Source organism: Nocardia sp. NPDC051463, from assembly GCF_040681975.1.
Taxonomy (GTDB): Bacteria; Actinomycetota; Actinomycetes; order Mycobacteriales; family Mycobacteriaceae; genus Nocardia.
The window spans coordinates 77,338-91,646 of record NZ_JBFBAB010000005.1 but is presented as its reverse complement, the minus strand read 5'-3'; the positions used below and the strand labels follow the sequence as shown (position 1 = coordinate 91,646).

The window sequence follows — 14,309 nt, the reverse complement described above, 5'->3', positions numbered from 1 at the left end:
CTCCTCTACCGAGCCGGGTGACAAACCCGGCGCTCTCCTTCCCGCAGCAGTCCACTCCGATTCAATTCGATTCCCCGCGGTCGACCGTGCCGCGTCCCGCGGGCGGTGCTGACGATGTCTGTCGTGCTCACCGTGCTCAGCCTGGTCGGTTTCATCGCACTTACCGCAGGCACCGCGCTGTTTGTCGCCGCCGAATTCTCCCTGACCGCACTCGAACGCAGCACCGTCGAGGCGCATGCGCGTACCGGTGACGCACGCTCACGGATGGTCCGCCAGGCACATCGCACGCTGTCGTTCCAGCTCTCCGGCGCCCAGCTCGGGATTACCATCACCACGCTGATCACCGGATACATTGCCGAACCGGTGTTGGCCAGGCTGCTTTCCCCGCCGTTCACCGCGTTGGGCGTGAGCGCAGGTGCCGCGCACGGAATCTCACTGACGCTGGCGCTGGTGCTGGCCACCTCGCTGTCGATGATCTACGGCGAGCTGGTGCCCAAAAACATTGCGATCGCGATGCCGCTCGGCACCGCACGACTCACCGCGGGTCCGATGATCGCGTTCTCGGTGGTGTTCAAGTGGATGATCCACTTCCTCAACGGCACCGCGAACTGGGTGGTCCGCCGCCTCGGGGTGGAACCCGCGGAGGAGTTGCGCTCCGCGCGTTCGCCGCAGGAGCTCGGCTCGTTGGTGCGCACGTCCGCACTGCGCGGGGCGCTCGATCAGCGCACCGCAGTGGTGATCGACCGCTCGCTGCAGTTCGGCGAGCGCAGCGCCGAGGAGCTGATGACCCCGCGCGTCAAGATCGAGTCGCTGGACAAGTCCGACACCATCGCCGATCTCATCGCGGCCGCCGGGCGCACCGGGTACTCCCGCTTCCCGGTGATCGACGGAGATCTCGACAACACCCTCGGCGTTGTGCACGTGAAGCAGGCGTTCACCCATGCGGCCAACGTCCGGAGCACCATCCCGTTGCAGTTGCTCGCGCGGCCGGTGCCGATCGTGCCCGCCAGTCTCGACGGTGACGAGGTGCTCGAACGAGTGCGCCGCGACGGCATGCAGGTGGCGCTGGTCGTCGACGAATACGGCGGCACCGCAGGCATCGTCACCATGGAGGACATCATCGAGGAAATCCTGGGTGATGTGCGCGACGAGCACGACGAAGAGGAGCGCGACGTCCGCCGGGTCTCCGACGGCTGGGACTGCTCTGGTCTGCTGCGCATCGACGAGGTGTCGCGCGCGACGGGCTACGACGCGCCCGAAGGTGAGTACGAGACACTCGGCGGCCTCGTGCTCACCCGGCTCGGCCGCATTCCGGTAACCGGTGACGAGGTGGTGCTGCCGAATCCGGGTTCGCACAACCGGTCGTCGAACGACGCGGACGACGGCGGCTGGATCGCCAAGATCGAACGGATGGACGGACGGCGCATCGACCGCGTGCGGTTGATCCCGGTCGCCGCCGAGGTGCTGCACTCCCGGGTGCACCACGCAGACCAGGAGCACAGTCGTGGGTGATCTGTTCGGAGTGCTGCTCACGGTGGTGCTGCTCGCGGGCAATGCCTTCTTCGTCGCCGCCGAATTCGCGCTGATCTCCGCCCGCCGGGACCGCCTGGAAGCGCTTGCGGCACAGGGCAAGCGCAACGCGAACACAGTGATCCGCGCGGGTGAGAACCTGTCGATGATGCTCGCCGCGGCACAGCTCGGCATCACCATCTGCTCGATCCTGCTCGGCCGAGTCGGCGAGCCCGCGGTGGCACATCTACTGGAGGGCCCGTTCGAGCTGGTCGGCCTGCCGGACCAGCTGCTGCATCCGGTTGCCTTCGCCGTCGCGCTCACCATCGTGGTGATCCTGCACATCCTCTTCGGCGAGATGATCCCGAAGAACATCGCGCTGGCGGGTCCGGAACGCAGCGCACTGCTGCTGGTTCCGATCCACCTGGCGTGGCTGCGGTTGGCTCGCCCGCTCATCGCGATCTACAACATGGCCGCGAACCTGTCGTTGCGGCTGCTGCGGATCGATCCGAAAGACGAGCTCGATGCCACCGTCTCCAGCGTCGAGCTGGCCGAGATGATCGGTGAATCCCGGTCGGAGGGACTGCTCGACGAGGAGGAACACCGGCGGCTGACCCAGGCCCTCGGCACTTCCGACCGCGTCGTCGCCGATGTCGTGGTGCCGCTGGAAACAACCAGGTCGGTACCGTTGCGCGGCGATGGAACCACGCTCGGAGACATCGAGTCCGCCGTCGCGGAGACCGGTTTCTCTCGTTATCCGGTCCGCGCCATCGATGGTTCGCTGGTCGGTTATCTGCACGTGAAGGATGTGCTCGACAAGGTCGCCGATGAGACGGCCGGACCGAGCACCCCCATCCCGCGCACCGATATTCGTCCGTTGCCGACGGTGAGCATGGGCACCACGTTGTACGAGGCGCTTGCTCGGCTGCGCCGCACCAACAGCCACCTCGGCCGGGTGGTGGACAGTCGCGGCAACACCACCGGCATCGTCGCGCTCGAGGATCTGGTGGAGGAGTTCGTCGGCACGGTCCGCGACAACACGCATCGGGTGATCGAATGAGGCAGGTCCCGTTCGGATGAGTCTGCGCGTACTGCCCGAAGCGCAGTGGCGAGCCCACGCCACTGCGCATCGGGCACGGCTGGATGAACTCGTCGGGCCCTATCTCGAACGGCGGGCGGCGGGGTCGTCGCATCCGGTGATCGACTTCCTGTTCACCTACTACGGTCACAAGCCCGCGCAGTTGCGGCGCTGGCATCCGGGCTACGGGGTGGCCCTCGCAGGCGCGGCCGAATACGAGGGTGCTCGCGGATACCATCGCGTCGTGCCGACCGGTGATCCCGCGGCGGATCCGAGCACCATCGAGCTCGCCGCCTGCGACGGTTCGCGATTCGAATCCGAGTCCGGCAGTAGCACGTTCACCGCTGATCCCGCGTATCTCGCACGGCGCCGGGACACCATCGAATTCGTCGCGAACCTGTTGCGCGCCACCGCATCTCGACCCGCACAACTGTCCTGTTTCGGGTTGCACGAGTGGGCGATGGTCTATCGCACCGACGACGTCCGCCACCAGCAGGTTCCGCTGCGGTTGGGCAGGGCAGGCACCGACGAGGTCGTGGAGTCGATGTCGCTGCGCTGCACCCACTACGACGCCTTCCGCTTCTTCACACCGGAAGCGGTCGGGCGAAACATCGAACCGCTGACTCGCGCGGACCAGGTTTCCCGCGAACAGCCCGGCTGCTTGCACGCCAACATGGACCTCTACAAATGGGGTTTCAAACTGGCCCCACTCATCGCCTCGGACACGTTGCTGGACTTCTTCGAGTTCGCCTGCGCCGCAAGGGTACTGGATATGCGGGCGAGTCCGTATGATCTGTCCGGCTACGGGTACGAGCCGGTGCGGATCGAAACGCCCTCGGGGCGAGCCGAATACGCCCGAACACAGTCGGACCTCGCGAAACGATCGGGTCGACTGAGACAGCGCCTCCTAGAACTCTGCGACACGTTGCTCGCCGTCGACACCCAGGCGCTCGACACTCCTCCGCTCGGCAGCTAGTTCCGCGCAGAGCTACGCCCGGTTCGACACCGCCCCCGCCCACTCCGACCAGCGCAGGATGCGGGGATCTCGGTGGGCATCAGACATTCCGAACAACCGAGCATGAGGGATTATCGCCAAACCACTGCCATAAGTTACTGACTATTACTACCATTCAGTCAGTTCGCGCCTGCTGACTGAGTCAGCACGGCCGGCATGGTCCGAGATCTCAGAAAGCTTGGGGGATGCAACGATGCGCCCATTGGTGAGGATTCGCCGCGCCCGCACGCTGGCGTTGGGCGCCACCGCGGTGGTTGCCGCGATGATGGTGCCCAGCAGCGCGTCGGCCGATCTACAGTCCGATATCGCCACCTTCGTCCAGGAATTCCTCGATGTCGGCCGCACTTCGGTGCCGCGTGCGGACTGCGGACCCGGATCGATGCCGGAAACCGGCCTCCAGGGCGACGTGCCTGCCGCCGACCGCGACAGCCGGCGCAGCACCCAGGGCTACCGGTGCAATATGTCCATGCTCGGCGGCTTCGCGGGGCGCGGCGCCGGCATCACCTCGACCAGCTACGAGAACTGCGCCTACCTGGGCTCGTTCTTCCCGGGCGACCTCATCAGCGAGGGTCGCGGCGTCCGAGTGCTCGAGGTGTCCGATCCGGCGAACCCGCGGCCGACGGCGACCTTGACCGAGCCCGCCATGCTCGCGGGCACCTGGGAGAGCCTGAAGGTCAATGCCGCACGCAAGCTGTTGGTCGGCACCGGCGTTCCCGTCGGTGAGGGCGTCGGCTATCTGTCGGTCTACGACATCTCCGATTGCGCGCATCCGCGCCTGCTCAATCCCGGCGCAGGCACGAATCTGCTGATGCCACTACCGATCACCACCCACGAGGGTGGCTTCTCCCCCGACGGCAACACCTATTGGGCCTCCGGTATCGCCCCCGGCTTCGTCAGCGCCGTCGACCTCACCGATCCGGCAAACCCGCGCGTCATCTGGCAGGGCCTGACCGGTATCGAGGCACACGGCTTCGGCATCAGCCCCGACGGTAATCGGATGTATCTTTCGGCGCTGGGCGGCTTCACCGTGCTCGATATCAGCGCAGTGCAGCGACGTGACCCCAACCCGCAGGTGCAGCACATCGGGCGCACCTTCTGGACCGACGGCTGGGCCACCCAGCACAGCATTCCGGTCACCTACAGCGGCAGGCCGTACCTCTACACCGTCGACGAAGGTGGTTCCGGCGGTGTGAAACTCATCGATATCTCCGATGACACCGCCCCGAAGGTCGCGGGCAAGATCAAGCTGGAGATCAACCTACCGCAGCACATCGACGCCAATATCGGTTCGTCCATAGGCGGTTCGGTCTTCGCCTACGAATCGCACTACTGCGCCGCGGACCGCCCAACCGACCCCACCGCACTGGCCTGCGGCTGGATTTCCTCCGGCATCCGTGTCTTCGATATCCGCAACCCGTACCGCATTCGCGAGATCGCCTATTTCAATCCGCCTGCCCGCACCGGCCAGAACCTCTCGCTCTGGAACTCCCCGCACGCTTTGGCCTCGATCATCGGCGTCCCGCTGATGACCGCGCCACCTGCCGCCCGCGCGGTGCTCGAAGGACAGTTCAACCCCTGGGACGCCCTCACCCCGCGCACGGGCAACCTCGCCTTCGGCGACGTCTCCACCGACTGGTGCTTCTCGCCGCCGGAGTGGCGCGGTGACCAGCTCTACGTCGCCTGCTCCGACAACGGATTCATGGTGCTGCAACTCGACAACGATGTGTACAGCCCGCCCTCCGACCAGCAATCGATCGTCGGGTCATAGACAATTGTCCAGCTCGAACCGAACAGACGACGCCATCCACCCGGGCGTGGCCGGCAAGAACGACGCCGATGCGTACCGAGTCGATTCACACACCACGATCTGGAAAACCGGCCGTCTCGAGCGCACCGCGATCGCCGCGTCGGCTCTCGTGCTGCTGGTGATCGGAGCGGCCCTGCGCCCACTCGTCGTCCCCGAACACCACACCGCCGCACCGATTCTCACCTCGGTCGAGGTCGGGTTCGCCCAGGATATGACCGCGCATCATCAACAGGCCTTGATCATGGTGCAACGACTGGACCGCGGCGCGGACCCCACCGTTGTGCGCCTCGCACAGCAGCTCGCCGATGCGCAACGCATCGAAATCGGCACCATGCTCGGCTGGCTCCGCCTCGCGAACGAGACTCCCTTGTCCCCACACCCCATGGCCTGGATGCACACTGAAGGACTTGCGCCGCACCAACATTCGGTAGCCACCCGCGACAACGAGCAGGCGCCGCCGGATGCCGCCATGCCCGGGATGGCGACCATGTCCGAACTCGACGCCCTCGCCATCGCCCGCGGGCGCGACGCCGCAATCCTCTTCCTACAACTCATGTTCCGCCACCATCAGGGCGGCCTCACCATGTCCCAGGCCGCCGACCGACTCCTCCGCGCCGGACCGGTCGAAGAATCCGCCCGCTCCATGTTCCAATCTCAAAGCCAAGAAGTCGGTGTCATCAGCGTTCTGCTGACCCAACTCGGCGCCCACCCCCTCCCCTGACGCCGCACTGTCCATACCAGCGAGCCGAGATCGGCGGCTCGCTCTGCGCAGGTATCTCGATCATGACCAGGGATTGAGATGTGCCCGCGCTCGACTCGAGGTTCTCAGGACGAGTCGACGAACCGGTACCAGCGGCCATCGTAGGGCCGATATCCGACACCTCGTTCGGCCGGTGAACGCAGATTCGGCGGCGCATTTTCGGGCGCAAAGTAGGCGAAGCCTGCCAAATCTGTCGATGCCCCTTGGACGTAGAACAGACAGCCGCCGTCACGCGGAGTGACAGCGGTAACGGTGTAGACACCGAGCCTGGTGTGCCGGCCGGGGTCGGTGCAATCGATCGACTGGTCTTCGAGGATGCCCCGAGACACCTGCCAGCCCACTTCCTGCGGGACTTCGAACCAGACCAGCGCGGCGAGTGCGGTGATCGACAAGGGCACCGCGAGACTGAGCTGAATGGCGTGATATCGAACCAGACCGACAAGTCCGAACAACAGCGCGATCACGCTGACCACCGAAAGTCCCACCCACAGTAGCACTTTGGTGAAATAATCGCCGAACGCGGCCAACTCCCAGCACAGCGCGGCGCCCACGACCGCGACCACACCGGTGAGGAAGCTTATCCACAGAACGAACCAGCGCGGCGCGTCAGAACGCGCGCAGGCTGTGCCGACACTGCTCATGCCAACAAGATACGGTGCGCAGCGGTCGCCCGAGCCGCAAACACGGGCTCTCTGGCGCCATATATGCCGAGCGGCAGCGTACGACGAGCAAACACCTACCGGATAAAGAAACCCCTGGCCGTGGCGACCGAAAGCGACGGCCACGAGCCAGGGGCGGATGCTAGACGATCAGCTCGGCGTCACAGCGGCGGGAAACCGGCCGAGCCGGTGACAGCCCAATTCCAGAACGACGCGGCGCGGTTGGCCACCAGGGCGATCACATCAAGGACAACGCTTCCCATAAAACTTCCTCACATCGGACTTCTGCAGTGCAGGCCAAGGGTAACGGATAGGCATCGGGCCCGAAATTCGCCCGGCCACCCGACAGCGACCTTCGGCTGACAGCCGAAACCCCTGGTCGACATTGCGCCGACCAGGGGGTTTGCCGTCGAGAACTCAGAGGCAGGCCAGCGCCTTGGCCTCACGGCGGCGGCGGTGCAGGATCGGCTCGGTGTAGCCGTTGGGCTGCCTGGTGCCGTCGAGGACAAGTTCCTTGGCGGCCTGGAAGGCGATGCTGCCCGCGAAGTCCGGCGCCATCGGCCGGTAGCTCGGGTCGCCCGCGTTCTGCTTGTCCACCACCGGAGCCATCCGCTCCAGACTGGCCAGCACCTCGGCCGCGGTGACAACGCCGTGGCGCAGCCAGTTCGCCATCAGCTGGCTCGAAATGCGTAGCGTCGCACGGTCTTCCATGAGGCCGACGTCGCGAATGTCGGGCACCTTGGAGCAGCCGACCCCCTGGTCGATCCAGCGCACCACGTAGCCGAGGATGCCCTGCGAGTTGTTGTCCAGCTCCTGCTGCTTCTCCTCGGCCGACCAGTTCGGGTTCGCCGCCAGCGGGATCTCCAGAATCTGGTCGACCGTGGCGCGGCGGCCACCTGCGGCGATCTCCTGCTGCCGCTCGAAGACATTCACCTGATGGTAGTGGGTGGCGTGCAAGGTGGCCGCGGTCGGCGAGGGCACCCATGCGGTGTTCGCGCCCGCACGCGGGTGGCCGATCTTCTGCTCGAGCATGTCGTGCATCAAATCCGGCATCGCCCACATGCCCTTGCCGATCTGCGCCTTGCCGGGCAGGCCGGTGGCCAAGCCGGTGTCGACGTTCCAATCCTCGTAGGACAGGATCCACTGCTGCTGTTTCATTTCGGCCTTGCGGACCATCGGCCCGGCCTCCATCGAAGTGTGGATCTCATCGCCGGTGCGGTCGAGGAAGCCGGTGTTGATGAACACGACCCGCTCGCGCGCGGCCTCGATGCAGGCCTTCAGGTTCACCGTTGTGCGGCGCTCCTCGTCCATGATGCCGACCTTCAGAGTGTTGCGCGGCAGGCCGAGCACGTTCTCGATCCGGCCGAACAGCTCGTTGGTGAAGGCGACCTCGTCGGGGCCGTGCATCTTCGGCTTCACGATGTAGACCGAGCCGGTGCGGCTGTTCTTCAGCTCGGTGTCCTTGTCGAGGCTGTGGGTGGCGATCAGCGAGGTGATCAGACCGTCCATGATGCCTTCCGGCACCTCATAGCCCTCGGAGTCGATGATCGCGTCGCTGGTCATCAGGTGGCCGACATTGCGCACGAACAGCAGCGAACGGCCGTGCAGCACCAGCTCGCCACCGTCGATGGCGGTGTAGACGCGGTCCGGGTTCATGGTGCGGGTGAAGGTCTTCTCGCCCTTGCTGACCTTCTCCGCCAGATCGCCCTTCATCAGGCCGAGCCAGTTGTGGTAGCAGAGGACCTTGTCCTCGGCGTCCACCGCTGCCACCGAATCCTCGAAGTCCATGATCGTGGTGATCGCCGACTCCAGCACCACGTCCTTCACACCCGCCGGGTCGGTCTTGCCGATCGGCGAGGAGCTGTCGATCTGGATCTCGGCGTGCAATCCGTTGTGCTTCAGCAGCACCGAGGTCGGCGATGCCGGGTCACCCAGGTAGCCGACCAACTCGGCGCCGTCGGCCGCCAGCGTGGTCACCTCGTCGTTGGCCAGCGTGATGGCCAGTGCGCCGTCCTCGATGGCGTAGTGCGTCGAGCTGCGGTGCGAGCCGTTGGCCAGCGGTGCCGCGGTGTCGAGGAAAGCGCGGGCGAACTCGATCACCCTGGCGCCGCGGACCGGGTTGTAGCTCGTGCCCTTCTCCGCGCCGTCGGCCTCGGAGATGGCATCGGTGCCGTAGAGCGCGTCGTAGAGCGAGCCCCAGCGTGCGTTGGCAGCGTTGATCGCGAAGCGCGCGTTCATGACCGGCACCACGAGCTGCGGACCCGCGGTGACGGCGATCTCGGTGTCTACATTCTCGGTGGCGATCGCGAAGTCGGCCGGCTCGGGGCGCAGGTAGCCGATCTCGCCGAGGAAGCTCTTGTAGGCGGCCTTGTCGTAGTTCGCGCCGGAATGCTCGGCGTGCCAGGCGTCGAGTTTGCCCTGGATCTCGTCGCGTTCGGCCAGCAGGACACGGTTGCGCGGAGCGAGGTCATTGATGACCTGCTCGGCGCCGGCCCAGAACGCGGCGGAATCTACGCCGGTACCGGGGAGCGCCTCGTTCTCGATGAACTCGTGGAGAACGCTGGCCACCTGGAGCCCGCCGACCTGAATCCGCTCTGTCATCTACTGCCTCACTTTTGAGAAAGCCGGGTAGGAAAATCGCCGTCAATGTTACCCGTGGGTAGTGACACCTCGGTGCGTTGGGTCGACGCGTCGCACTCCTGGCGCCTTCTGCCACAGCATTCCGCCACGCCGACCACGGATGCTCGTTCGTCTGCGCGTCTGACGAGTGCGACCGAAGGTCGTACAGACCCTTGATTGTATCGGCCGGTACATTTAATGTACTGATTGGAACATTTCCTACAGGTTCGTATGCCTAGACCAATGGAGTGCAGGGTGTCGTTGCCGGGACAGTCGTTGGCGGACAAGGTCGTGCTGGTCACCGGAGGTAGCCGAGGCCTCGGCAGGGAGATGGTGCTCGCGTTCGCCGCAGCGGGCGCCGATGTCGTGATCGCAAGCCGCAAGCTCGAGGGGTGCGTCGCGCTCGCCGACGAGGTGCGCAGCACCTACGGTCGCCGAGCCTTGCCGGTGGCGTGCAATGTCAGCGATTGGGCACAGTGCGATGCACTGGTCGACACCGCCTACGGCGAATTCGACACGGTCGACGTGCTGGTCAACAACGCGGGAATGTCGCTGCTGTATCCGAGCCTGGACCACGTGACCGAAGCGATGTTCGACAAGGTGATCGGCGTGAATCTCAAGGGGCCGTTCCGCCTGTCCACCTTGATCGGCACGCGCATGGCGGCCGCGGGCGGCGGTGCCATCATCAACATCTCCTCGATCGAGGCGGCACGGCCGGAGCCGCTCGCGGTTCCCTACGCGGCGGCGAAGGCCGGGTTGTCCAATCTGACCGGCGGTCTTGCCCAGACATTCGGACCGGCTGTGCGCGTCAACACCATCCAGTGCGGAGCCTTCGCCACCGATATCGCCAAGTCGTGGCCCGACGAGCTACGGGCCGAGATGACCAGGCACAACGCACTGGCCCGGGTGGGCGAGCCGAACGAGATCGTCGGCGCCGCACTCTTCTTCGCTACCGACGCGTCGGCATTCTGCACCGGAGCCACCTTGGCTCTGGATGGTGGATGGCGATGAAAGCACCTGAATACGAAGACACCCCACCGATTTCGCGCTAGACAGCGCTCGACCACGCGGAGGGCAACATCCGATGAAGGCATTGACCTATACAGGCCCGCAACAGATTTCGTTCACCGAGGTGCCCGATCCAACATTGCCGGGACGCGACGGGGCGATCATTCGCGTCACCGCGGCCGGCATCTGCGGTAGCGATCTGCACATCTATGCCGGACACGGCTTCACCGACGGCATCGGGTACACCGTCGGCCATGAAGCGGTCGGCGAGATCATCGAACTCGGTCCCGATGTCGAAGGTTTCGCGATCGGCGACCGGGTCCTCGCTTCCGCCTCCGTCGGCTGCGATCGGTGCCCGCAGTGCAAGCGGGGCACCGTCGCTGCCTGCGAACGCCATCCGCTACCGATCGATGCCTGCTACGGGCTGGGCGGGTCGCTGGCAGGCACGCAAGCCGAACTACTCGCGGTCCCCCATGCCGAAGGGAACTTGGTGCGCCTACCCGACGCGGTCGGCGACGAGGCCGCGGTCGTGCTGACCGACAACGCCCCCACCGCCTGGTACGGAGCGCGCCGGGCCCGCATCGTGCCCGGTGACACCGTGGTGGTTATCGGGCTCGGGCCGGTGGGGCTGATGGCGGTCCAGTCGGCATTCGCGATGGGCGCCGCACGGGTGCTCGGCGTCGATCTGATCGGCGAGCGCCGTAAGCGCGCAGCCGAATTGGGTGCAGAGCCCATCGAGTCCGACGACCCCAAGACGGCCATCCGCGACCTGCTCGGCGGCGGTGCGGACGTTGCGCTGGAGGCGGTCGGCGCCGATGCGACGATCAAGCTCGCCATCAGCGCGGTCGGCCATCGGGGCCGAGTCAGCGTGGTCGGCGTAAGCCAAAATCGAGCGTTCCCTTTCCATATGCAGCTCGCACAGGTCAAAGAGCTCGAGTTCCACATCGGGCTGTGTTCGATCCAATACGAACTGCCCGCACTGCTGCGCCTCACCGCGGCCGGGCGGCTGACTCCCGAAGTGGTTGTCTCGCACCGACTCCCGATGTCCGAGGGACCGAGTGCCTATCGGATGTTCGCCGAACGGGCCGACGGGGTCTGCAAAGTCGTGCTGGATCCACGTCGATGACCGATATCGCCGTGCCACGCCGTCGCGGTCGGCCGCCCGCTACCGAAACAACCGCCGAGGCCACTCGCGAGCGCATCGTTAATGCGGCCGTGGAACTGTTCTCGGAGAAGGGTTTCCACGGCACCGGCGTGGCCGAAATCGGCGACCGGGCCGGGGTACAGCGCGGCGCGCTCTACTACCACATCGGCTCCAAAGAAGAACTGCTGTGGCAGATCCTGCGGGACTACATCCAAGTGATGCTCATCGATGCCCAACAGATCGCCGACAATGACGACGACCCGATCACCAAGCTGCGCAAACTGATCCACAGTCATGTCGACCTGATCGTCCGGCACCGTCGCGAGGTCGCCATCCAACTGCGCGACGTGACAGCATTGACCGGCAAGCGAGGCACCCAACTGCAAGACCTGCGCGATCAGGTGCAGCAGTGCTGGCAGCGCGTCATCGACGCGGGCTGCGCGGCCGGACTGTTGCGCACCGACGACCATGTCGTCACCAACAGCGTGCTCGGCATGTTGAACATGGTGACCTTCTGGTACCGCCCGCACGGGGGTCACACACCAGAAGAGATCGCCGACATCCTCGCGACCACCTTCCTCGACGGCATTGTGCACCCGACCGAATAGACGAAAGGCTCACCATGGCTTGGGATTTCGAAACAGACCCCGAATATCAGAAGAAACTGGATTGGGCAGCGGAATTCGTCCGCACCGAGGTGGAACCGCTGGATCTGCTCTACCCGAATCCCTACGACCGCACCAACACCGAAGCCATGGCGCTGATGCGGCCGCTCAAGGAACAGGTGAAGGCGAAGGGCCTGTGGGCCTGCCACCTCGGTCCCGAACTCGGCGGCCCCGGCTACGGACAGATGAAGCTCGCGCTGCTCAACGAGGTACTCGGTACCTCGATGTGGGCGCCCTCGGTATTCGGTTGTCAGGCACCAGATTCCGGGAACGCGGAAATTCTCGCGCACTACGGCACACCGGAGCAGAAAGCAAAGTACCTCGAGCCGCTGCTGTCGGGTGAGATCGGCTCCTGCTATGTGATGACCGAGCCGACCGGCGGCTCCGATCCGACGACATTCACAACGACGGCCGTACGCGACGGCGACTCCTGGGTGATCAACGGCGAGAAGTGGTTCAACTCGAACGCACAGTTCGCGAGCTTCCACATCGTCATGGTCGTCACTGACACCGAAGTCAGTGCATACCAGGGCATGTCGATGTTCATCGTGCCCGCCGACACGCCCGGCCTCGAGATCGTCAAGAACTTCCACGTCCACGGCTTCAGCGAGCACGAGGGCCACCTGCGCTTTACCGACGTCCGGGTCCCCGCCGACCATCTGCTCGGTGCCGAAGGTCAGGGTTTCATCGTGGCACAGACCCGCCTCGGTGGCGGCCGCGTGCATCACGCCATGCGCACGGTCGCGTTGGTGCGCAAGGCCTTCGACATGATGGCCGAGCGCGCCGTCTCCCGGCCGATGCGCAAAGGACCGCTGGCCGGACTGCAGATGACGCAGGAACGGATCGCCGACAGTTGGATCGAGATGGAGCAGTTCCGGCTGCTCGTGCTACGCACCGCGTGGCGCATCGATAAAGAACAGGACTACTTGAAGGTGCGCAAGGACATCGCCGCCATCAAGGTCGCGATGCCCAGGGTGATGCACGACATCGCACAGCGCGCACTGCATCTGCACGGCGCCATCGGCGTCAGCACCGATCTCCCATTCGTCGACATGATGAACTATGCCGAGGTCATGGCCATTGCCGACGGACCGACCGAGGTCCACAAGATCACGCTGGCCAAGGAGGTCCTGAAGGACTACGCCCCCGGCGATCCGGTCTATCCGAGCGGCTACCGCCCGGCGCTGCGCGAACAGGCACGCGAACTGGTGGCGCGCCGTCTGGAGCACCTCGTCGGGAACCTCTGATGTCACCACCCCCGTCCCGACGATTCGTGGCGCCGCTACGAGGCGCGGGTGGCGGGGTCGAGGGTCGGTAGCGAATCCGAGTACGGCGCAACGGGGCTCAGTTTCAGCACCGAGGGCATGCGGCGGGTCAGTGCGGACGGGCCGACGAATTCGACACGGCCCGTTCGCACAGCGTGCGGCAGGGACATGCGGCCGAGCCAGACCTGATAGAGCGAGGCCAGGTCTGCGCGGATAGTGACGTCGACCGGGTAGCCGGGGTCACCGTCGCAGACCGAGGCGATGCCGGATTCGACGACGATCCAGTAGCGGCGGACCTCGTCGCGGAAGCAGACCGCGAACACGTGCCGTTTGCCGGGGAAGGACGAGGTATCCAACCGGGAGTGAATCCACCAGACCAGCAGACCCGGGTCGAGCTCCTCCTGCCGCGGTTCGCCGAAAGTCCAACGGGCGCCCCATTCGCCGAGGCCGAAGAGGATCGGTTCCAGCTCCTGCCCTGCCGTGGTGAGCAGGTAGTTGCCGCCGGCCTTCTCCACGAGACCGGCGCGCTCGAATTGGCGCAGCCGTTTGGTGAGCAGGCTGCGCGACAGGCCGGGCAGCCCGCGGGCGAGGTCGTTGAATCGGGACGTGCCCAGGAACAGATCGCGCAGGATGAGCAACGACCAGCGCTCACCGAGCACGTCGAGGGCCCGCGATATCGGGCAGTACTGGCCGTACCCCGCAGTCGGTGGGGGGTGGATCATGGTCACCTCGCGATGGGTTCTACTTCTGAACCGGGAGAGTCCACTTTTTGGACTATCC

Annotated in this window: 12 protein-coding genes; 9 read left to right on the top strand and 3 right to left on the bottom strand. The window is 65.5% G+C overall.

The window, feature by feature from the left end:
• The first annotated feature begins 114 nt into the window (after window positions 1-114).
• The 5 genes from AB0M74_RS10310 to AB0M74_RS10290 all read left to right on the top strand — a co-directional run bounded on the left by AB0M74_RS10310 (window position 115) and on the right by AB0M74_RS10290 (window position 6,130).
• Window positions 115-1,512 (top strand): hemolysin family protein, encoded by a 1,398-nt coding sequence (locus tag AB0M74_RS10310; protein ID WP_364904341.1) that lies wholly within the window; start codon window positions 115-117, stop codon window positions 1,510-1,512.
• Window positions 1,505-2,569, top strand: coding sequence for a hemolysin family protein (locus tag AB0M74_RS10305; protein ID WP_364904338.1), 1,065 nt, complete (start codon window positions 1,505-1,507; stop codon window positions 2,567-2,569). The genes AB0M74_RS10310 and AB0M74_RS10305 overlap by 8 nt, the downstream gene beginning before the upstream one ends.
• A gap of 16 nt (window positions 2,570-2,585) precedes the next feature.
• Window positions 2,586-3,563: a 3-methyladenine DNA glycosylase gene (locus AB0M74_RS10300; RefSeq protein WP_364904336.1), complete on the top strand. Its 978-nt coding sequence runs from the start codon at window positions 2,586-2,588 to the stop codon at window positions 3,561-3,563.
• A 232-nt stretch (window positions 3,564-3,795) separates the two neighbouring features.
• The gene (locus tag AB0M74_RS10295; protein ID WP_364904333.1) at window positions 3,796-5,370 is read left to right on the top strand and encodes a hypothetical protein; all 1,575 of its coding nucleotides are present in this window, start codon (window positions 3,796-3,798) and stop codon (window positions 5,368-5,370) included.
• 97 nt (window positions 5,371-5,467) lie between these two features.
• A complete protein-coding gene (locus AB0M74_RS10290; protein ID WP_364904803.1) occupies window positions 5,468-6,130 on the top strand; it encodes a DUF305 domain-containing protein in 663 nt (220 codons plus the stop codon).
• A 104-nt stretch (window positions 6,131-6,234) separates the two neighbouring features.
• Here AB0M74_RS10290 and AB0M74_RS10285 read toward each other — a convergent pair whose 3' ends face one another.
• The gene (locus AB0M74_RS10285; protein WP_364904330.1) at window positions 6,235-6,810 is read right to left on the bottom strand and encodes a hypothetical protein; all 576 of its coding nucleotides are present in this window, start codon (window positions 6,808-6,810) and stop codon (window positions 6,235-6,237) included.
• Between the two features lie 435 nt (window positions 6,811-7,245).
• Window positions 7,246-9,429, bottom strand: a complete 2,184-nt coding sequence (locus AB0M74_RS10280; protein ID WP_364904327.1) for a malate synthase G — start codon at window positions 9,427-9,429, stop codon at window positions 7,246-7,248.
• Between the two features lie 261 nt (window positions 9,430-9,690).
• On the opposite strand from AB0M74_RS10280, the gene AB0M74_RS10275 reads away from it, so the two are divergent.
• From AB0M74_RS10275 to AB0M74_RS10260, 4 genes are all read left to right on the top strand, one after another.
• Complete coding sequence (locus AB0M74_RS10275) at window positions 9,691-10,458, top strand: SDR family oxidoreductase (RefSeq protein ID WP_364904325.1); 768 nt, start codon at window positions 9,691-9,693, stop codon at window positions 10,456-10,458.
• 73 nt (window positions 10,459-10,531) lie between these two features.
• Complete coding sequence (locus AB0M74_RS10270) at window positions 10,532-11,581, top strand: alcohol dehydrogenase catalytic domain-containing protein (RefSeq protein ID WP_364904323.1); 1,050 nt, start codon at window positions 10,532-10,534, stop codon at window positions 11,579-11,581.
• The gene (locus tag AB0M74_RS10265) at window positions 11,578-12,207 is read left to right on the top strand and encodes a TetR/AcrR family transcriptional regulator (RefSeq protein WP_364904320.1); all 630 of its coding nucleotides are present in this window, start codon (window positions 11,578-11,580) and stop codon (window positions 12,205-12,207) included. Before AB0M74_RS10270 ends, AB0M74_RS10265 begins: the two co-directional genes overlap by 4 nt.
• A 14-nt stretch (window positions 12,208-12,221) precedes the next feature.
• Entirely contained in the window at window positions 12,222-13,511 is a 1,290-nt protein-coding gene (locus AB0M74_RS10260) for an acyl-CoA dehydrogenase family protein (RefSeq protein WP_364904317.1), read from the top strand.
• Window positions 13,512-13,546: 35 nt separating this feature from the next.
• On the opposite strand, the gene AB0M74_RS10255 is transcribed toward AB0M74_RS10260, so the two are convergent.
• Window positions 13,547-14,251 carry a winged helix-turn-helix transcriptional regulator gene (locus tag AB0M74_RS10255; RefSeq protein WP_364904800.1) on the bottom strand — a complete coding sequence of 235 codons (705 nt, stop codon included), beginning with the start codon at window positions 14,249-14,251 and terminating at the stop codon, window positions 13,547-13,549.
• Window positions 14,252-14,309: the final 58 nt, after the last annotated feature.